A 17,748-nucleotide genomic window follows, 5' to 3' on the forward strand; every position below is an offset into this window, starting at 1 on the left:
GTACAGCCCCCTCCCCCGGCACCGCCGTCAGCCTCTGCGGCGCGCCAGGGCGAACGCGGCCCCGCCCGCCGACAGCGCGAGGACGGACCCGCCCGCGAGGTACGGGGTCATCGAGCCGCCGCCCGTCTCCGCGAGCCCTTCCTCGGTGCGCTCCCCCTGGGGCCGCACGTCGGCCTCGCCCGCTTGGCCGCCGCCCGCCGGCTTCGCCGGTTCCGCGGCGGTCCGCTCCTCGACCGCGGGCGCCTCGCACTCCGCCCTCGCCAGGCTCAGGGTGCCCTCCACCTCGGCCACGTTCAGCTTCAACGGGTTGACGGACACGGTCAGTTCGAGCGCGGTCGCGGCGGCCGTGCGGGAGGTGGTCTCCTTCTTGGAGAGCTCGAGGCGCACCTCCCCCACGCCCGGCACCTTCACCTCGGTCGGGCCGCTCGCGCTCACGGTCACCTTCTTGCCGAGCACGGTCACCGGGCCGAGGAGGTTCGCGGAGGCGACCGGTGCCTTCCCGGCCTCGCAGGTGGCCGTGGAGGTGACCTGGGCCAGCTCGATCAGGGACAGCAGCGGCAGCCCGGGCACGTGCAGCCGGGCGTGCGCGAGTTCGGTGCGCGCCTCGGCCTTCCCGCCGGACACGGTGGCCTTCGCGGAGGCGACGTCGGCGCGCAGCACGCTGAACGGGCGGCCGTGGTCGACGCCGTCGAGGCGTGCGGTGAGCGCGGTCTTCTCCGCGCTCCGGGGCGCGCTCACCTCGTTGAGGCTGACCGCGAGGGGCACGCGGACGGTCTTGGCGGCGAGGGAGACGTCGAGGCCGGTGCGCAGGACGAGGGCGTGCGCGCTGCCGGCCTCGCCGCCTTCGACGCCGGTCGCGGCGGCGGACCCGGCGCCGGCGAGGACGCCCGGCACCGCCGCCAGTGCGGTGGCGGCGGCGACGGCGCCGAGACGGCGTGCGGGCATGCGGAAGATGGTGCCGTTCACGGAGTGGGACCTCCAGGGGACACGTGGGACGGGTGAGGGGACCCGGTAAGACTTACCTACTGTCAGTGAATGGTCAGCACTTCTGGGTTACTTCACTCCATCGTGGGGTTTCCGTGAACGGGTTCGAATGCGGCTCCCGCGCCTACGGCTCAGCCGACGACCCGCCCGCCCAGCACGATCCGCCGGGGCGCCGCCAGCACCCGTACGTCCGCCCGCGGGTCCGTCTCGTAGACGACGAGGTCGGCCGGGGCGCCCTCCTCCAGTCCGGGGCGGCCGAGCCACCGCCGCGCGCCCCAGGTCGTCGCGGACAGTGCCTGGACCGGGGGGATGCCCGCGGTGACCAGTTCCGCGACCTCCGCCGCGACCAGGCCGTGCGGGAGGGAGCCGCCCGCGTCGGTGCCGACGTAGACCGGGATGCCGGCGTCGTGGGCGGCGCGGACGGTGTCGTAGCGGCGGGCGTGCAGTCGGCGCATGTGGGCCGACCAGCGCGGGAACTTGGCCTCGCCGCCCTCGGCGAGCCTCGGGAACGTGGCGATGTTGACCAGGGTGGGGACGATCGCCACGCCCCGCTCCGCGAACAGCGGGATGGTGTCCTCGGTCAGCCCCGTGGCGTGCTCGACGCAGTCGATGCCCGCCTCGACCAGATCGCGCAGGGAGTCCTCGGCGAAGCAGTGCGCGGTGACCCGGGCGCCGAGCCGGTGGGCCTCGGCGATGGCCGCCTCGACGGCGCCGCGCGGCCAGCACGCGGTCAGGTCGCCGGCGTCCCGGTCGATCCAGTCGCCGACGAGCTTGACCCAGCCGTCGCCCCGCCGCGCCTCCCGGGCCACGTGGGCGGCCAGGTCCTCCGGCTCGACCTCCCAGGCGTAGTTGCGGATGTAGCGGCGGGTGCGGGCGATGTGCCGGCCGGCCCGGACGATGCGCGGCAGGTCGGCCCGGTCGTCGATCCAGCGGGTGTCGGACGGGGACCCGGCGTCCCTCAGGAGCAGTGCCCCGGCGTCGCGGTCGGTCAGCGCCTGCTTCTCGGAGACGTCGTCCGGGACGGGTCCGTGCGCGTCGAGCCCCACATGGCAGTGCGCGTCGACGAGCCCGGGGAGCACCCAGCCCTCCACGGTGCGGACGTCCCGGCCCGCGGCACCGGTGGGCCGCTCGTGGGTGATCCGCCCGCCGACCACCCACAACTCGTCCCGCACCTGCCCGTCGTCCGCCCCGAGAAGCACCCGCCCCTTCACGTGCAGCACCACGTCATCGCTCATGCAGGGCACCCTAAGGGGTGACCGCGGCGGGCGGGCCGGGTCGTCCCGCCCCTTGTTCAGACCCCGCGCCCCGGCGGTGTCGGGGGCCGCTCCTGCTTGGTGACCGGGGGCTTCGGGGCGCCCTGCACCAGATCCGAGGTCTCCTCCTCCACCTCGGCCATCGCGGGGTCGAGGAGGCGGGAGAGGAAGTGCCGGGTGCGGGTGTGCCTCGGGTCGGTGATGACCTGGTCGGGGGTGCCGTCCTCGACGATCACGCCGCCGTCCATGAAGACGACGCGGTCGGCGACTTCCCGGGCGAAGGTCATCTCGTGGGTGACGACCATCATCGTCATGCCCTCGTGGGCCAGCCGGCGCATGACCGCGAGGACGTCGCCGACGAGTTCGGGGTCGAGGGCGGAGGTGGGCTCGTCGAAGAGCATCACCTCGGGGCCCATCGCCAGCGCGCGGGCGATGGCGACCCGCTGCTGCTGGCCGCCGGAGAGGGAGGAGGGAAAGGCCTCCGCCTTCTCGGCGAGGCCCACCCGTTCCAGGTTCTCCGCGGCCACCCGGGCCGCCGTCGCCTTGTTGCGGCCGAGCACCCGGCGCTGCGGCAGGGTGAGGTTCTCGGTCACCGTCAGGTGCGGGAACAGGTTGAACTGCTGGAAGACCATGCCGATCCGCCGGCGCACGGCGTCGATGTCGACGTCCGGGTCGGTCAGTTCGGTGCCTCCGACGAAGACCTGGCCCTTGGTGGGCTCCTCCAGGAGGTTCACGCAGCGCAGCAGCGTGGACTTTCCGGAGCCGGAGGGGCCGATGACGCAGACGACCTCGCCCTGGCGGATCTCCAGGTCGATGCCGCGCAGCACCTCGTTGTCCCCGAAGGACTTGTGCAGCCCGCGGACGTCGATCTCGGCGGCGCCGGCGGTGGCGCTGGACTTGGGGGCGCTCACTGGGCTGCCTCTCCGGTACGGGTGCGGACGCTCACTTGGTGGCCTCCCCCGCCTTGGCCTCCAGCCGGCGGACGACGAATCCGAGCGGCACCGTGACCAGCAGGTAGCACAGGCCGGCGACGAGGATCGGCGTGGAGTTGGCGGTCTGGCTGGCCAGGTCGCGGCCGAACTTGGCCAGTTCGCGCTCCTCCAGTGTGACGCCGAGGAACAGCACCAGCGAGGAGTCCTTGAACAGCAGGACGAGTTCGTTGGTGAGCGGCGGGATCACGATGCGGAACGCCTGCGGGATGACGACGGAGATCATGGCCCGCGCGTGCGAGAAGCCCAGCGAGCGGGCCGCCTCCATCTGCCCCTTGGGCACCGCCTGGATGCCGGCCCGGATGGTCTCCGCCATGTAGGCGGCGGAGACGAGGCCGAGCGCGATGGCGACCTTGCCGTAGGTGCCGCCGGGGATCTCCGTGCCGGGGAAGGCCAGCGGGACGGCCACCCCGACGAAGATGAAGATCAGCAGAGCGGGCAGGCCGCGGAAGATCTCGATGTAGATCCCGGAGACCCAGCGGTAGGGGCCCACCGAGGACAGCCGCATCAGCGCGATCACCATGCCGAGCACGAGTCCGACGACGAAGCCGGACAGCGTGTAGAGGACGGTGTTCTTCAGGGCCAGCGTGATGATGTCCGGGAAGAGCTGCTTGGCCAGGTCCACCTGGGCGAACTGGTTCTGCAGCCGCCCCCAGTCGGCGCCCACCGCGAGCGCGACCACGGCGGCGACGAAGATCAGGTACTGCGCCCCGCGCGAGAGCGCCCGCTTCTGCCGCCGGGTCAGTCCGGACCTGCGGGGCGTCAGTGCCGTCTCGTTTCCGGTGTCCGTCATGAGGCGGAGGCGGTGGCCGAGGCGGACGGGGAGGCCGCCGACTCGTCGTAGGGGCCGATCCACTTCTCGTACAGCTTCTTGTACGTGCCGTCGGCCTTGGCCTCGGCGAGCGCCTTGTTGACGGCGGCCAGCAGCTTGGTGTTGCCCTTCTTCACCGTGAAGCCGTACTGCTCGCCGGTGTTGATGTTGTCGGCGACCTCGAAGGCGTCGGCGTTGGCCTTGTTCTTCAGCCAGCCCTGGACGACCGGGTAGTCGATGACGACGGCCTGGACCTGGCCGGTGCGCAGACCGTTGAGGACGGCGTCGGAGGACTCGAAGGAGACCGGGTCGAAGCCCTGCTTGCGGGCGTAGTCCTCACCGGTGGTCTGCGCCTGGGCGCCGAGCATCTTGCCCTTGGACTTGACGTCGGCGAGCGAGGTGAGCCCGCTCTTCTTGTTCACCAGGACGGCCTGGGTGGCCTCGAAGTACGGGTCGGAGAAGTCGACGTTCTTCTTGCGCTCCTCGGTGATCGTCATACCGGCGGCGGCGAGGTCGCACTGGCCGGAGTTGAGGAAGGCGCCGGTCTTGAAGTTCTCGAAGGGCGTGTCGACGATTGCCTGCTTCACCCCGAGGTCGTCCGCGACCAGGTCGACGAGGGAGACGTCGAAGCCCTGCACCTTGCCGTCGATCTCGGACTGGAACGGGGGGTACGGCAGGTGGGTGCAGGTGGTGATCTGGCCGGCCTTGACCAGCGGCACGCCCTTGGCCGTGGCCTTCTTGCCGCCGTCGTCGCCGCCGGAGGAGCAGCCGGCCGCGAGGAGCAGTCCGGCGACCGCGGCGGTGACGGTCAGCACGCGGGTCCGGCGTCCGGGGACGGTGTTCACGACGGGGGCCTCCTGTGAGGGCGGGTGCGGCGGGGGCTTGCAAGACGGGTGCGGTGGGGGTGCCGCGGGGCGGGCGAGGGGACTGCTGTCCGTCCGTGAGGCATGGACAGCCTTCTGATTATAAGGAGATCTTTGAGGTTCTCAAACCAAACCGATGGACGAAGCGGGCTCACGGCCTGCGGTTCGGAAGCGAGCGGTCCCGCGGGGTGGGGCTGGGGGAGGCGGGGGCGGAGAGGGTCGGCGGGGGGCGGAAGGGGCGGGATTAGGCTGGTCGTGCGGTGCGATACGCGGGTGACACCGGTGTTCCCTACCCGTCTCGGCACCTGTTAAGTGACCCGTTGAGCGAAGAGAGCCGCCGTGACCCACCCCCTGCTGGACCTGGCCCCGCTGACCGCCGCGCGCTTCGCGTCCGTCGAGGATCGCGTGGCCCGGCTGCTCGGCACGCGGAACGACGTGGTGATCATGCAGGGCGAGGCGCTGCTGCCGCTGGAGGGCGCGATCCGCGGGTGCGCCGGACCCGGCACCACCGCGCTGAACGTGATCACCGGACCGTACGGACAGACGTTCGGGGACTGGCTGCGGGAGTGCGGGGCGCACGTCATCGACCTCGCGGTGCCCTTCCACACGGCGGTGAGCGCGGAGCAGGTGCGGGTGGCGCTCGGGGAGCACCCGGAGATCGACTTCGTGTCGCTGGTGCACGCGGAGGCGGCCACCGGCAACACCAACCCGGTCGCGGAGATCGGCGAGGCCGTCCGGGAGCACGGCGCGCTGCTCTATCTGGACGCGGTGGCCTCGGTCGGTGCGGAGCCGGTGCGGGTGGACGCGTGGGGCGTGGACCTCTGCGTGATCGGCGGCCAGAAGGCGATGGGCGGGCCCGCGGGGGTGTCCGCGGTCTCGGTGAGCGAGCGGGCGTGGGCCCGGATGGCGGCCAATCCGCGGGCTCCCCGGCACTCCTACCTCTCGCTCCTCGACTGGAAGGAGCGGTGGATCGACGGGGGCCGGCGGGCGCTCCCGCACGCACCCGCCCAACTGGAGATGCTGGCGCTGGAGGCGTGCCTGGAGCGGATCGAGGAGCGGGGGCTCGAGGCGGTGATGCGGGCGCACGCCTCGGCCGCGGCGGCGACCCGGGCGGGCGTGAAGGCGCTGGGCGGCGGGCTCGAGCCGTATGTGTACCGGGCGCGGGAGGCCGCGCCGGTGGCCACGACGCTGCGGGTGAAGGGGGCGGCGAGCGCCTCGGACCTCGTCGCGCGGGCCCTGGAGTCGGATCCGGGGCTGCCGCTGGCGGCGGGCGGGGGCGCTCTGGCCCGGGAGATGGTGCGGGTGAACCACTACGGGCCGGACGCGAGCCCCGAGGTCGTGGAACGCTGCCTGCGCGCGCTGGGCACGGCACTGGCCGGGACCGGGGCGGCCGGAGCGGACGAGGTGGACGTGGAGGCGGCGCTGCGGGCGGCCCGGGGCTGAGACGGGAGCGGGGCGGCCCCGCCGCCCCGCGGGGGGAGCCCGCGGGCACTTCCCCGGCCGCCGTATTCACCGGGGGATTTCGGGACGGCGATTCCCCTTCTCATTCCTCAGGCATTCACCCCTTGTTCTTCTATTCTTCCTGAGCAGCTTCCCATTAGCTCCTGCCCGCTCTTCCGCGGGCTAAACGCAACGATCTGACGAACCCGAACCGACATAATCCGGACACGGATCCGAAGGGTTACATGGTTGTGATGCGTTCCACAAGCTGACCTTTTCATCCCGTTTCATCCCCCACTTACCAGGACATTCCGCCGTCGGCTCGCCCGGACGCCCGCGCCCGCCCGATAACACACGTGCCGTCCACACGTAACCCCCCTCCACGATGCAATTTTCAATTTACCTGGGTAAGTTCATTCTGCATGACCGCCGCACGAGCCGACCTGTCAGCGGAATTCATGGGAATGACCGGAAAAACCGGAGACGTAACCACAGACCGTCCGGAAGTGGCGGACGGCGCCGCACTGTGGCGCATCGCCAAGGACTCCGGAACCCTCGACCTCAACTCGTCCTACAGCTACCTGCTGTGGTGCCGTGATTTCGCCGGCACCTCGGTGGTGGCCCGCGCCGCCGACGGCACCCCCGTCGGATTCGTGACCGCCTACCTGCGTCCCGACCGCCCCGGCACGCTGCTGGTCTGGCAGGTCGCCGTCGACGCCTCGTACCGCGGCCGCGGCCTCGCCGCCCGCATGCTCGACGACCTGGCCGCCCGGGTGCTCGCCGAGCACGGCGTGACCGGCCTGGAGACGACGATCAGCCCAGGGAACACCGCCTCCGAGCGCCTGTTCGCCTCGTTCGCCCGCCGCCACGGTGCGACCGTCGAACACGAGGTGCTGTTCGAGGCGGACCGGTTCCCCGACGGACCGCACGACCCCGAGGTGCTGCACCGCATAGGCCCGCTCTCGTCCGGTACCGCCGCCGGCAGCGCGTCGCCCTCCGCGGCCTGAGCCGCGGGCCGCCGCACCCCGCCTCCCCCTGTTCCCGTCTTCCTCCCACTCGCCCGGACCTCCGCCGCGTTCACCGGCCGTGCGCGCGAGCCCGCTCGCCGCGGGCCGTTCGCCGCGGCCCGCCCACGACCTCATCCCGCGACGTCCGAGTCCCACTCCCACCCCACCTCCGAGGAGCGATTCGCGTGACCATCACCCAGCCCGACCTCAGCGTCTTCCAGACCCTCGAATCCGAGGTACGCAGTTACTGCCGAGGCTGGCCCACCGTCTTCGACCGCGCCCGCGGCAGCCGCATGTACGACGAGGACGGCCACGACTACCTCGACTTCTTCGCCGGCGCCGGCTCGCTCAACTACGGCCACAACAACCCGGTGCTGAAACGCGCGCTGATCGACTACCTGGAGCGGGACGGCGTCACGCACGGCCTCGACATGTCGACCACGGCCAAACGGCAGTTCCTGCAGACCTTCCAGGACCTGGTGCTGCGCCCTCGCGACCTGCCGTACAAGGTCATGTTCCCCGGCCCGACCGGCACCAACGCCGTCGAGTCCGCGCTCAAGCTGGCCCGCAAGGTCAAGGGCCGCGAGGCCATCGTGTCCTTCACCAACGCCTTCCACGGCATGTCGCTGGGCTCGCTCGCCGTGACCGGCAACGCCTTCAAGCGGGCCGGCGCGGGCGTTCCGCTGGTGCACGGCACGCCGATGCCGTTCGACAACTACTTCGACGGGGCCGTCGAGGACTTCCTGTGGTTCGAGCGGCTGCTGGAGGACCAGGGCTCCGGCCTCAACAAGCCGGCCGCCGTGATCGTCGAGACGGTGCAGGGCGAGGGCGGCATCAACGTCGCCCGCCCCGAGTGGCTGCGCGCCCTGGCCGAGCTGTGCGAGCGCCAGGACATGCTGCTCATCGTCGACGACATCCAGATGGGCTGCGGCCGCACCGGCGCGTTCTTCTCCTTCGAGGAGGCCGGCATCACGCCGGACATCGTCACGGTCTCCAAGTCGATCAGCGGCTACGGCCTGCCGATGGCACTGACCCTGTTCAAGCCGGAGCTGGACGTCTGGGAGCCGGGCGAGCACAACGGCACCTTCCGCGGCAACAACCCGGCGTTCGTCACCGCCACCGCCGCGCTGGAGACGTACTGGACCGACGGCTCCGCCATGGAGAAGCAGACCCGCGCACGCGGGGAGCAGGTCGAGCAGGCGCTCATCTCCATCACCGAGGAGAACCTGGCCGACATCAAGGAGTACCGCGGCCGCGGCCTGGTGTGGGGCCTGGAGTTCCACGAGAAGGAGCGGGCCGGCCGCATCGCCAAGCGCGCCTTCGAACTCGGCCTGCTGATCGAGACCTCCGGTCCGGAGAGCGAGGTCGTCAAGCTGCTGCCCGCTCTCACCACGACCGGCGAAGAGCTGGACGAGGGTCTGCGGATCCTCGCCCGCGCGGTCCGCGAGACGGCCTGAGCCGCCGGCGCGCACACCGCACACCACCGGGGCGCACACTCGCGCGCCCCGGTGGCACCACCGAAGCCGCCAGAACCACGAGAAGGAGGCGTCACCCCACCGTGATCGTCCGATCGTTCAAGGAAGTCGAAGGCACCGACCGGCACATCAAGTCCGAGTCCGGTACCTGGGAGAGCAAGCGCATCGTCCTCGCCAAGGAGAAGGTCGGCTTCTCCGTGCACGAGACGATCCTCTACGCGAACACGGAGACGTCGATGTGGTACGCCAACCACATCGAGGCCGTCGTCTGCACCGAGGGCGAGGCGGAGCTCACCGACCGCGAGACCGGGAAGACCTACACGATCACCCCGGGCACCATGTACCTGCTCAACGGCCACGAGCGGCACACGCTCAAGGTCAAGGAGAAGGACTTCCACTGCATCTGCGTGTTCAACCCGCCCGTGACCGGACGGGAGGATCACGACGAGAACGGCGTCTACCCGCTGCTCACCGAGGAGGTGTGAGGACCCCATGACCGCTCCCACCACCACGTCCGCCGCCGGATCCGGCGTCACCGACCTGTACCCGACCCGCGGGGCCACCGAGGTGACCGTGCCCCGGCAGGACCCGGTCGTCTGGGGAGCCCCGGACACCCCCGGGCCCGTCTCGGCGGACGAACTGCACGACCTCGACCGCGACGGCTTCCTCGCCGTCGACCAGCTCATCAGCCAGGACGAGGCCGCGACCTACCGCGCGGAGCTGGAGCGGCTCGTCGCCGACCCGGCGATCCGGGCCGACGAGCGGTCGATCGTCGAACCGAAGTCGCAGGAGATCCGCTCGGTCTTCGAGGTGCACAGGATCAGCGAGGTGTTCGCCGCCCTGGTCCGCGACGAGCGGGTCGTCGGCCGGGCACGGCAGATCCTCGGCTCGGACGTGTACGTCCACCAGTCGCGGATCAACGTCAAGCCGGGCTTCGGCGCCAGTGGCTTCTACTGGCACTCGGACTTCGAGACCTGGCACGCCGAGGACGGCCTGCCGAACATGCGGACCGTCTCCGTCTCGATCGCGCTGACCGAGAACTACGAGACCAACGGCGGCCTCATGATCATGCCCGGGTCGCACAAGACGTTCCTCGGGTGTGCGGGGGCCACGCCGAAGGACAACTACAAGAAGTCGCTGCAGATGCAGGACGCGGGCACTCCCTCCGACGAGGCGCTGACCTCGATGGCGAGCGAGTACGGCATCAAGCTGTTCACGGGCAAGCCCGGTTCCGCGACCTGGTTCGACTGCAACTGCATGCACGGTTCGGGCGACAACATCACGCCCTACCCGCGCAGCAATGTGTTCATCGTGTTCAACAGCGTGGAGAACGCCGCCGTGGAGCCGTTCGCGGCGCCGGTGCGCCGGCCCTCCTTCATCGGGGCGCAGGACTTCACGCCCGTGAAGTGAGCCCGCCCGCGCGATGACCGCCTCCGGGGCCCCTCCCCCGCGTACCCCGTGTACGCGCAGGGGAGGGGCCCCGGGCGTGCCCGCGGGGAGGGCGGCCGGACGGTCAGAGGGCGCCGGGCCGCCCGCTGCGCCCCAGCAGGGCGAGGCCCAGGGACGTGGCCGTGTGCAGGACCGCCTTGCCCTCGCGCCGGGTGGTGATCAGACGGGCCCCGCGCAGCACCGTCGCGTGGTGGCTCACGGTCGCCGGGGACACGCGCAGCCGGCGGGCCGGCTCCGTCGTGCCGCAGCCGGTGACGACCGCCGCGAGGATGGCGGCCCTGGTGCGCCCGAGCAGTTCGTCGAGCGAGGGGGCGGCGGACCCGTCGGCGGCCTCCCAGAGCGTGCTGTCGAGCGGGGCGTCGCCGGTGGGGACGGCGAGGACGGGTGCCCGTCCGGGGTCGAGCGGCGCCTGGAGGAGCTCGATCTGCTGGGTGGAGAACATCGCCGGAGCGATGACGAGCCCCCGCCCGTTCAGGTGGACGTCCGCCTCGCGGGGATGGTCGAACTCCAGGACGGGCGGGCGCCAGCGGACCATCGGGGGGCAGACCGCGGCGAGCAGCGCCCCGACCCCGCCCTCGGCCATCGCGGCCACGTAGCCGGCACGGACCTCGTCCAGGTGGGAGCGCACCCCGCCCCAGTAGGGGGCGACGGTGACGCCGTGGCAGACCCTGAGCGCCGCGGCCAGTTGACGGCGGGGCTCCCGGTCCCCGTCCATCAGGCTCTGGACCCAGGTCCGGTGCGGGGAGCGGGGGTCGCACACCTCCAGTTCGAGGCGCAGCAGGGCGCGGGGGGCCGCCATCAGGTTCTCCACCGCCTCGTCGAGGGAGGCCGTGTCGCCCATGAGGCTCGCCGCGTCGACCACCGGACCGCGCGCGGGGGTCAACGCGGCGACCGGGGCGACCCGTTCGTCCAGCCGGCCGCGCACCGCCACCCGCCAGCGGCGGAAGGCGAGGCCGGAGCCGCGGTCCTGGGCCAGTCTCACGGTGTCGAACGTCTCGGCCGCCACACCGATGGTCGCCGCCACCCGGGTCCGCGCCAGGTCCTCCGCCGTGAAGTGGATGCGTTTCACCGAGCGTCCCGTCCTCCCCGCGTAGCCGTCCGGCCCCCAGCAGTGTCGGTGCGCGGTCGGAGTCCCGCAATGATCAATCAAGCCAGGGCGGGACGGCCGGACTTCAGGACTCCAGGGCGTTCAGCAGACGGTCGACGTCTGCCGGGGTGTTGTAGAGGTGGAAGGCGGCACGCAGATTGCCCGCGCGGTCGGAGACCTCGATGCCGGCCTCGCTCAGCTGCGGTTGCCGGGCGCCGAGTCCGGGCACGGAGACGATCGGGGAGCCCGGCGCGGGCACCGGCGCGTGCCCGAGGGCGGCCAGGCCGGTGCGGAACCGCTCGGCGAGGGCGAGGTCGTGCGCCCGTACGGTGTCCACACCCACTTCCTCCAGGAGGGCGAGGGAGCGGCGGGCGCCGGTCCAGGAGTAGAGGGCGGGGCTCTCGTCGAAGCGGCGGGCGGAGTGGGCGAGTTCCTCGACCGGGCCGTAGCAGCTGTCCCAGGGCCGCTCCCCCGCCACCCAGCCGGCGAAGACCGGTTCGAGGCCGAGGGGCTCCTCGGGGACCACGAGGAAGGCGACACCGCGCGGGCAGAGCAGCCACTTGAAGCCGACGGCGGAGACGTAGTCGTACGCTCCCGCGTCGAGGTCGAGCCATCCGGCGGCCTGGGAGGCGTCGATGTAGGTGCGTGCCCCGTGGGCGCGGGCAGCGGCGCCGATCGCGGGCAGGTCGGCGACGCGGCCGTCGGCGGACTGGGCGGCGCTGACCGCGACCAGGGCGGTGCCGGGGCGCACCGACTCCGCGAGCGCCTCCAGGGGCACCGTGCGGACCTTCAGGTCGCGGCGCACGTGGAAGGGGTTCACCACGGAGCTGAAGTCGCCCTCGGCGGTGAGGACTTCGGCACCGGCCGGGAGGGAGGTGGCGATCAGCCCGGTGTACGTGGCGACCGAGGCGCCGGTGGCGACCCGGGTGGCGGGCACGCCGACGAGGTGCGCGAAGGAGGCGCGGGCGGCCTCGACGTCCGCGAACATGTCGGTGGGCCGGCCGGCGGCCGCCGCCTCCAGGGCGGTGCGCATGGCGGCGACCGTGCGGGCCGGGGGCAGCGAGGTGCTCGCGGTGTTCAGATAGGTGGTGGCCGGGGCGAACTCGGCGCGGACGAGGGCGGTGAAGTGCTCGGGAATCTCGGTGCTCTCGGTGCTCTCGGTGCTCTCGGTGCTCTCCATGGAACAACTGTGCGCCGCGCCGACCGCCCCGTCCATTGCCCGTTTCTGCGCGATACCCCCAAGAGACGCTTATGAAAAGCCGTCGACCTGCGGATTCCTGGTTCTGCGGTGTCCTAGTCCCGCGGCACCGCGCAGCCGTCCGGGCCACAGGCGGCGTCCGCGGCGTTCTCGCGGTCGCCGCCCCCGTCGAGCAGTCGCAGGGGGGTGTGCGCCTCCCAGGCCTGGGTGAGGGCGCGGGTGAAGACCTCGGCGGGCTGGGCGCCGGAGACGCCGTACTTCCGGTCGAGGACGAAGAAGGGCACGCCGTTCGCGCCGAGCTCGGCCGCCTCGCGCTCGTCGGCGCGCACGGCCTCCGCGTACGCGTCCGGGTCGGCGAGGACCGCCCGTACGGCCGCCTCGTCCAGACCGGCCTCGACCGCCAGCTCCACCAGCCGCTCGTCGGACTCGGAGAACACGGACCGTTCCTCGGCGAAGTTGGCCCGGTAGAGGATCTGCAGCAGTTCGGCCTGCCTGCCGTGCTCCTTGGCGAGGTGGAGGAGGCGGTGCATGTCGAAGGTGCTGCCGTTGTCACGGCCGCGGGTGCGGTAGGCGAGCCCCTCGGCGGCGGCCTGCGCACCGAGGTTGGCCTCCCCGGCCCTGGCCTGCTCCTCGCTCATGCCGTACTTGCGGCTGAGCATGGTCAGCACGGGCTCGACGTCCCCCTTGGCCCGCCCGGGATCGAGCTCGAAGGAGCGGTGCACGACCTCCACCCGCTCCCGCTCCGGGAACGCGGCGAGCGCCTTCTCGAAGCGGGCCTTGCCCACGTAGCACCACGGACAGGAGACATCGCTCCAGATCTCGACACGCATGCTCGGCTCTCTCCACTCGTACCGGTAGGAACGCAGGACCATCGGTCGCACCCGGTACGTGAACCTTCAACAGTCCCTCGGCATTCCCCATCCAGGGGCGCGGGGCCGTGACATTCCGCGGCTCCTTCGCGTGGGCGCGACCAGCCACCCACGACCGACAGCCGCCGACGACCCGCCCCCCTCCCCACTCCCCCGCACGAAGGAAAGGGGGCACGGGGCCGCAAGGCCCCGCACCCCCGCCCGCTCTCAGCGGAGCGTCACCGCTCCAGCCGCCCGTCGAACCGCCGCGGCACCCCCGCCTCGTTCGCGTCGCGCAGTTCCACCGGCAGCAGCGCCTCCGGCACCCCCTGGTACGCCACCGGCCGCAGCCACCGCTCGATCGCCGTGCCGCCCACCGACGTGGACGTCGACGTCGTGGCCGGGTAGGGCCCGCCGTGGTGCTGCGAGGGTGCCACGGCGACGCCCGTCGGCCACCCGTTGACCAGGACCCGCCCGGCCAGCGGCGTCAGCTCGGCGAGGAGCTCCGCGCCCCGGCCCTCGCCGGCGCCCTCCGCCTCGGACAGGTGCAGTGTGGCGGTGAGGTTGCCCGGGAGGCGGGACAGCACCGCGGTGACCTCCTCGGGGCTCTCGTAGCGGGCGACGACGGTCACCGGGCCGAAGCACTCCTCGATGAGCACGTCGTACGCGCCCTCGGCGGTCAGCCGGCTCGCCGGGACGGTGAGGAAGCCGGCACTGACCGTGTGCTCGCCGCCCGCGCCCGGCGTCACCGGGCTCTCCACGTCGGCGAGCCGTGTGCGCTCCTCGATCCCGGCGAGGAAGTGGTCCCGCATCCGGTGGTCGAGCAGCACCCCGGCGTCGGTGTCGCTGACGCCGTCGACGAGCGACTTCAGCAGCCGGTCGCCGGCCTCCCCGGCGGGGGCGAGCACGAAGCCCGGCTTGGTGCAGAACTGGCCCACGCCCATCGTCATGGAGCCGGCCAGCCCGGTGCCGATCGCCTCGGCGCGCTCCTCGGCCGCCGCCTCGGTGACGACGACGGGGTTGAGGGAGCCGAGTTCGCCGTGGAAGGGGATCGGCACGGGGCGGGCGGCGGCCGCGTCGAAGAGGGCCCGCCCCCCGCGTACCGAGCCGGTGAACCCCGCGGCGGCGACGAGCGGGTGCTTCACCAGCTCGACGCCCGCCTCGAAGCCGTGGACCAGACCGAGCACGCCCTCGGGAACGCCGTGCTCCGCGGCGGCCCGGCGCAGCACCTTGGCGACCAGCTCGGACAGCGCCGGGTGGTCGGGGTGGGACTTGACCACGACGGGGCAGCCGGCCGCGAGCGCGCTCGCGGTGTCGCCGCCGGCGACGGAGAACGCGAAGGGGAAGTTGGACGCCGAGTAGACGGCGACGACGCCGAGCGGCACCTTGTAGCGGCGCAGGTCGGGGGTGGGCGGCACGGTGGTGTCGTCGGGGTGGTTGATCACCACGTCGAGGAAGGCGCCCTCGTCGACGATGCCGGCGAAGGCCCGGAGCTGGAAGCAGGTGCGGGCGAGTTCCCCGGTGAGCCGGACGGGTCCGAGCGCGCTCTCCGCGTCGGCGACCTCGATGAGCGTGTCCTTGGCGTCCTCCAGCCGCTGGGCGGCGGTCCGCAGGAACGCGGCGCGCACGGCGCGGTCGGCCAGGGCGCCGCGCGCCTCGTGCGCGGCGCGGACGGCGGCGTCCACCTCCTGGGCCGTGGCCTCGACCGCGACCTGCTCGCGCTGCTTCCCGGTACGGGGGTCGACACTCCAGACTGGTGCTGCTGCCACCGCGGGTCCCTCCACTTCATCCGCGCCCCACGCGGGTGACGCGGGCAACGCCTGCCGTTCGTTCGACGTGTTCAGTACGTTCAGCACATTCAGTGCGTGCAGCCCGTTCGATATACTGAACAGCGTCTCTGATGGTGAATATGCTGTGTGAGACTATTTCGCGTCCAACGAAGGGGTCAAGGGCGATGTCGGCGAGCGAGACGGGCGGCGGGGCGCAGGTCAAGTCCGCGGTGCGGACGGTGGAGCTGCTCGAGTACTTCGCCGGGCGGCCCGGCATGCACTCCCTGGCCGCCGTGCAGGAAGCGGTCGGGTACCCCAAGTCCAGCCTCTACATGCTGCTGCGCACCCTGGTGGACCTCGGCTGGGTGGAGACCGACGCGACCGGCACGCGGTACGGCATCGGGGTGCGGGCGCTGCTGGTCGGCACCTCGTACATCGACGGCGACGAGGTGGTGGCGCTGGCCCGCCCCACCCTGGACCGGCTCTCGGACGACACCACGGAGACCATCCACCTGGCCCGCCTCGACGGCACCAACGTGGTCTACCTCGCCACCCGCCAGTCGCAGCACTACCTGCGCCCCTTCACCCGGGTCGGCCGCCGGCTGCCCGCGCACTCCACCTCCCTCGGCAAGGCGCTGCTGTCCACGTACACCGACGAGCAGGTGCGGGGGCTCCTCCCGGAGGAGCTGCCGGCGCTGACCGAGCACACGATCACGGACCGGGAGAAGCTCATCGAGGAGCTGCACCAGATCCGCGAGCGGGGCATCTCCGTCGACCGCGAGGAGAACACGCTGGGGCTGCGCTGCTTCGGTGTGGCGATCCCCTACCGCACGCCCGCCCGGGACGCGATCAGCTGCTCGGTGCCGGTCGCGCGGCTGACGCCGGCGCACGAACAGCTCGTGCAGGACGCCCTGTTCGACGCGCGGGACCGGCTGACCCTGGCGACGCGCCGCCTGTGAAAGCTTCCGCGTTCCTCGCGGGCGCGGACGCGTGCCCGCGAGGAACGCACGGAGACAACGTGCCTAGCCGACGAAGTACGTAGGGTTCGGCAGCTTGTACTTCTTGTCGGCGTAGCCGCCGTCCAGGTCGGAGTACTGGTCGCCGAAGTTGGCGACGATGTCGTACCCGAGCGACTCGATGTGCTTGCGCGTGCCGGACTTGAACTCGACCGTGGTGCACTTCCACGCGCCCGGCGCGGCGCAACCGCTCAGGTACGCGGGCGGGTTGGCCGCGTCCTTGAGGAACATGTGCCCGGCGTCGAGGTTGACGTCGGCGCCGACCTTCTTCAGGTTCTCGACGGCGGCGGTGCGCTGCGCCTCGTTCAGGCCCGAGTTGTAGAACACCTCGATGCCCTTCTTCTCGGCGTACCGCACGAGGGCGGGGCTGCCGAAGACCTCCGGGCGGTCGGCCCGGTTGACGTACTCGGCCCAGGTGGCGCTGTTGTAGCCGTAGTTGTTCTTCTTCTCGTAGTCGAGGCTGAGCAGCAGCGTGTCGTCGATGTCGAAGACGACGGCCGGCTTCACCCGGTGGTGCCTGCCCTGGTGGGCCACCTTGTCGAGGTACCGCTTCGCCTCGGCGTCGACCCGGGCGAGGTCCTTGGCGTAGGGGCTGTCCGGGGACGCCTGGTAGACGCCCTCGGCGTCGAGCGCGGTGCCGTAGTAGGTGTCGATGTCCTTGGTCAGCAGCCCGATGTTGTAGGGCTCGTGGGTCGAGTTGGCCGTGGACTGCCCGGCGGTGGCGGCACCGGCACCGTAGAGCGCGGCGGCGGCGACGGCACAGGCGGCGGCGACTGCCGTGGTGCGGAGTGGCTTATTCATGACAGGTTTCTACGCGCGTCACCCCGCCGAGCGCGAGGCCCGTTGCCCTATCGATACCTGAACGGCGGACAAAACGGGCCCTGCGGCTACGGGCGCCAGTCGGGGGTGCGGCCGCTCAGGCCGACCGTCCGGTCCAGCAGGGGCGCCCCCTCCGGCACCGCGACGACGGGCCCGAACATCCCGCGCCCCTCACCCGTCTCCGCGGCCGCGCCCTCCAGCAGCCCGTGCGCCAGCCGCAGTGCCGCCTCGTCCGGCGCGTACTCCTGCCCCGTCGCCCGCGCCAGGTCCCAGCCGTGGACGACGAGTTCGTCCGCCACGACCGCCCCGGCGACCGCGCCCGGCAGGTCCAGGCCGCCCGCGCGTGTCATCCCGCCCCACGCCGCCGGCTCCCGCCACACGGCGGCCAGTTCCTCCAGCGCCTTCGGCAACTCCGCGCGCCAGCCGGGCGGGAGGACCGCGGCCGCCGGGTCCGGGGCGCCGTCCGTCATCGGGCCGAGCCGCTTGCGCCCGGCGTCGCGGAAGGCGAGGGACAGCGTCAGGAGGTGGGCCAGCATCCCGCTCACCGTGTACGCGGGGCAGGGCGTGGGGCCGTCGAGCTGTCCGTCCCCGATGCCTTCCGCGAGCCGCGCGAGGATCAGCGTCTGCGGGCCCAGGTCGACGGTGGTGGCGTCCATGTGTGTCCTCCTCGGGGCGAAGGGCGCGGAACGCGCCCGTGGAACTGGGGACCGCCCGGGGCCGCGGAACTCATCGGTGCCGCC

Annotated in this window: 17 protein-coding genes; 6 read left to right on the forward strand and 11 right to left on the reverse strand. The window is 72.2% G+C overall.

The features are described from left to right. Positions 1 to 27: 27 nt before the first annotated feature. From OHB09_RS07370 to OHB09_RS07390, 5 genes are all read right to left on the reverse strand, one after another. Complete coding sequence (locus tag OHB09_RS07370) at positions 28 to 966, reverse strand: SCO1860 family LAETG-anchored protein (protein ID WP_328921748.1); 939 nt, start codon at positions 964 to 966, stop codon at positions 28 to 30. A gap of 149 nt (positions 967 to 1,115) precedes the next feature. Next, the gene (locus OHB09_RS07375) at positions 1,116 to 2,219 is read right to left on the reverse strand and encodes an amidohydrolase family protein (RefSeq protein WP_328921749.1); all 1,104 of its coding nucleotides are present in this window, start codon (positions 2,217 to 2,219) and stop codon (positions 1,116 to 1,118) included. 56 nt (positions 2,220 to 2,275) lie between these two features. Then, complete coding sequence (locus tag OHB09_RS07380) at positions 2,276 to 3,148, reverse strand: amino acid ABC transporter ATP-binding protein (RefSeq protein ID WP_328921750.1); 873 nt, start codon at positions 3,146 to 3,148, stop codon at positions 2,276 to 2,278. A 31-nt stretch (positions 3,149 to 3,179) separates the two neighbouring features. Then, positions 3,180 to 4,019 carry an amino acid ABC transporter permease gene (locus tag OHB09_RS07385; RefSeq protein ID WP_093598842.1) on the reverse strand — a complete coding sequence of 280 codons (840 nt, stop codon included), beginning with the start codon at positions 4,017 to 4,019 and terminating at the stop codon, positions 3,180 to 3,182. Continuing rightward, a complete protein-coding gene (locus OHB09_RS07390; protein ID WP_328921751.1) occupies positions 4,016 to 4,882 on the reverse strand; it encodes a transporter substrate-binding domain-containing protein in 867 nt (288 codons plus the stop codon). Before OHB09_RS07390 ends, OHB09_RS07385 begins: the two co-directional genes overlap by 4 nt. 357 nt (positions 4,883 to 5,239) lie before the next feature. Between OHB09_RS07390 and OHB09_RS07395 the strand changes: the two genes are divergently transcribed. The 5 genes from OHB09_RS07395 to thpD all read left to right on the forward strand — a co-directional run bounded on the left by OHB09_RS07395 (position 5,240) and on the right by thpD (position 10,232). After that, positions 5,240 to 6,343, forward strand: coding sequence for a pyridoxal-phosphate-dependent aminotransferase family protein (locus tag OHB09_RS07395; protein ID WP_093598839.1), 1,104 nt, complete (start codon positions 5,240 to 5,242; stop codon positions 6,341 to 6,343). Between the two features lie 461 nt (positions 6,344 to 6,804). After that, the gene (gene ectA, locus OHB09_RS07400) at positions 6,805 to 7,347 is read left to right on the forward strand and encodes a diaminobutyrate acetyltransferase (RefSeq protein ID WP_374111812.1); all 543 of its coding nucleotides are present in this window, start codon (positions 6,805 to 6,807) and stop codon (positions 7,345 to 7,347) included. A 185-nt stretch (positions 7,348 to 7,532) separates the two neighbouring features. Then, positions 7,533 to 8,804: a diaminobutyrate--2-oxoglutarate transaminase gene (gene ectB, locus OHB09_RS07405; protein WP_006143401.1), complete on the forward strand. Its 1,272-nt coding sequence runs from the start codon at positions 7,533 to 7,535 to the stop codon at positions 8,802 to 8,804. A gap of 101 nt (positions 8,805 to 8,905) precedes the next feature. Then, entirely contained in the window at positions 8,906 to 9,307 is a 402-nt protein-coding gene (locus tag OHB09_RS07410) for an ectoine synthase (protein WP_006143402.1), read from the forward strand. Between the two features lie 7 nt (positions 9,308 to 9,314). Continuing rightward, positions 9,315 to 10,232, forward strand: a complete 918-nt coding sequence (gene thpD / locus OHB09_RS07415) for an ectoine hydroxylase (RefSeq protein WP_167793564.1) — start codon at positions 9,315 to 9,317, stop codon at positions 10,230 to 10,232. A gap of 103 nt (positions 10,233 to 10,335) precedes the next feature. Here thpD and OHB09_RS07420 read toward each other — a convergent pair whose 3' ends face one another. From OHB09_RS07420 to OHB09_RS07435, 4 genes are all read right to left on the reverse strand, one after another. Then, complete coding sequence (locus OHB09_RS07420; protein WP_328921752.1) at positions 10,336 to 11,340, reverse strand: ArsR/SmtB family transcription factor; 1,005 nt, start codon at positions 11,338 to 11,340, stop codon at positions 10,336 to 10,338. A gap of 103 nt (positions 11,341 to 11,443) precedes the next feature. Continuing rightward, a complete protein-coding gene (locus OHB09_RS07425; RefSeq protein ID WP_374111809.1) occupies positions 11,444 to 12,538 on the reverse strand; it encodes an aminotransferase class V-fold PLP-dependent enzyme in 1,095 nt (364 codons plus the stop codon). Positions 12,539 to 12,651: 113 nt separating this feature from the next. Beyond that, complete coding sequence (locus tag OHB09_RS07430; protein WP_328921753.1) at positions 12,652 to 13,386, reverse strand: DsbA family oxidoreductase; 735 nt, start codon at positions 13,384 to 13,386, stop codon at positions 12,652 to 12,654. 257 nt (positions 13,387 to 13,643) lie between these two features. After that, positions 13,644 to 15,173 (reverse strand): aldehyde dehydrogenase (NADP(+)), encoded by a 1,530-nt coding sequence (locus OHB09_RS07435; protein ID WP_040896894.1) that lies wholly within the window; start codon positions 15,171 to 15,173, stop codon positions 13,644 to 13,646. A gap of 185 nt (positions 15,174 to 15,358) precedes the next feature. Here OHB09_RS07435 and OHB09_RS07440 point away from each other — a divergent pair, with 185 nt between their 5' ends. After that, positions 15,359 to 16,132 carry an IclR family transcriptional regulator gene (locus OHB09_RS07440; protein WP_006143408.1) on the forward strand — a complete coding sequence of 258 codons (774 nt, stop codon included), beginning with the start codon at positions 15,359 to 15,361 and terminating at the stop codon, positions 16,130 to 16,132. Between the two features lie 63 nt (positions 16,133 to 16,195). On the opposite strand, the gene OHB09_RS07445 is transcribed toward OHB09_RS07440, so the two are convergent. Both OHB09_RS07445 and OHB09_RS07450 read right to left on the reverse strand, forming a co-directional pair. Further along, entirely contained in the window at positions 16,196 to 16,990 is a 795-nt protein-coding gene (locus OHB09_RS07445; protein ID WP_093598830.1) for an HAD family acid phosphatase, read from the reverse strand. Positions 16,991 to 17,076: 86 nt separating this feature from the next. Then, positions 17,077 to 17,664: a TIGR03086 family metal-binding protein gene (locus OHB09_RS07450; RefSeq protein ID WP_319350977.1), complete on the reverse strand. Its 588-nt coding sequence runs from the start codon at positions 17,662 to 17,664 to the stop codon at positions 17,077 to 17,079. Between the last annotated feature and the right edge of the window lie 84 nt (positions 17,665 to 17,748).

The organism is Streptomyces griseoaurantiacus, from assembly GCF_036189845.1.
In the GTDB taxonomy this organism is placed as follows: domain Bacteria; phylum Actinomycetota; class Actinomycetes; order Streptomycetales; family Streptomycetaceae; genus Streptomyces; species Streptomyces griseoaurantiacus.

Coding starts and splice junctions, on each gene's coding strand:
- OHB09_RS07375 (WP_328921749.1), bottom strand. CDS start 2,219: ATGAGCGATGACGTGGTGCTGCACGTGAAGGGGCGGGTGCTTCTCGGG.
- OHB09_RS07385 (WP_093598842.1), bottom strand. CDS start 4,019: ATGACGGACACCGGAAACGAGACGGCACTGACGCCCCGCAGGTCCGGA.
- ectA (WP_374111812.1), top strand. CDS start 6,805: ATGACCGGAAAAACCGGAGACGTAACCACAGACCGTCCGGAAGTGGCG.
- thpD (WP_167793564.1), top strand. CDS start 9,315: ATGACCGCTCCCACCACCACGTCCGCCGCCGGATCCGGCGTCACCGAC.
- OHB09_RS07425 (WP_374111809.1), bottom strand. CDS start 12,538: ATGGAGAGCACCGAGAGCACCGAGAGCACCGAGAGCACCGAGATTCCC.
- OHB09_RS07430 (WP_328921753.1), bottom strand. CDS start 13,386: ATGCGTGTCGAGATCTGGAGCGATGTCTCCTGTCCGTGGTGCTACGTG.
- OHB09_RS07440 (WP_006143408.1), top strand. CDS start 15,359: ATGTCGGCGAGCGAGACGGGCGGCGGGGCGCAGGTCAAGTCCGCGGTG.
- OHB09_RS07445 (WP_093598830.1), bottom strand. CDS start 16,990: ATGAATAAGCCACTCCGCACCACGGCAGTCGCCGCCGCCTGTGCCGTC.
- OHB09_RS07450 (WP_319350977.1), bottom strand. CDS start 17,664: ATGGACGCCACCACCGTCGACCTGGGCCCGCAGACGCTGATCCTCGCG.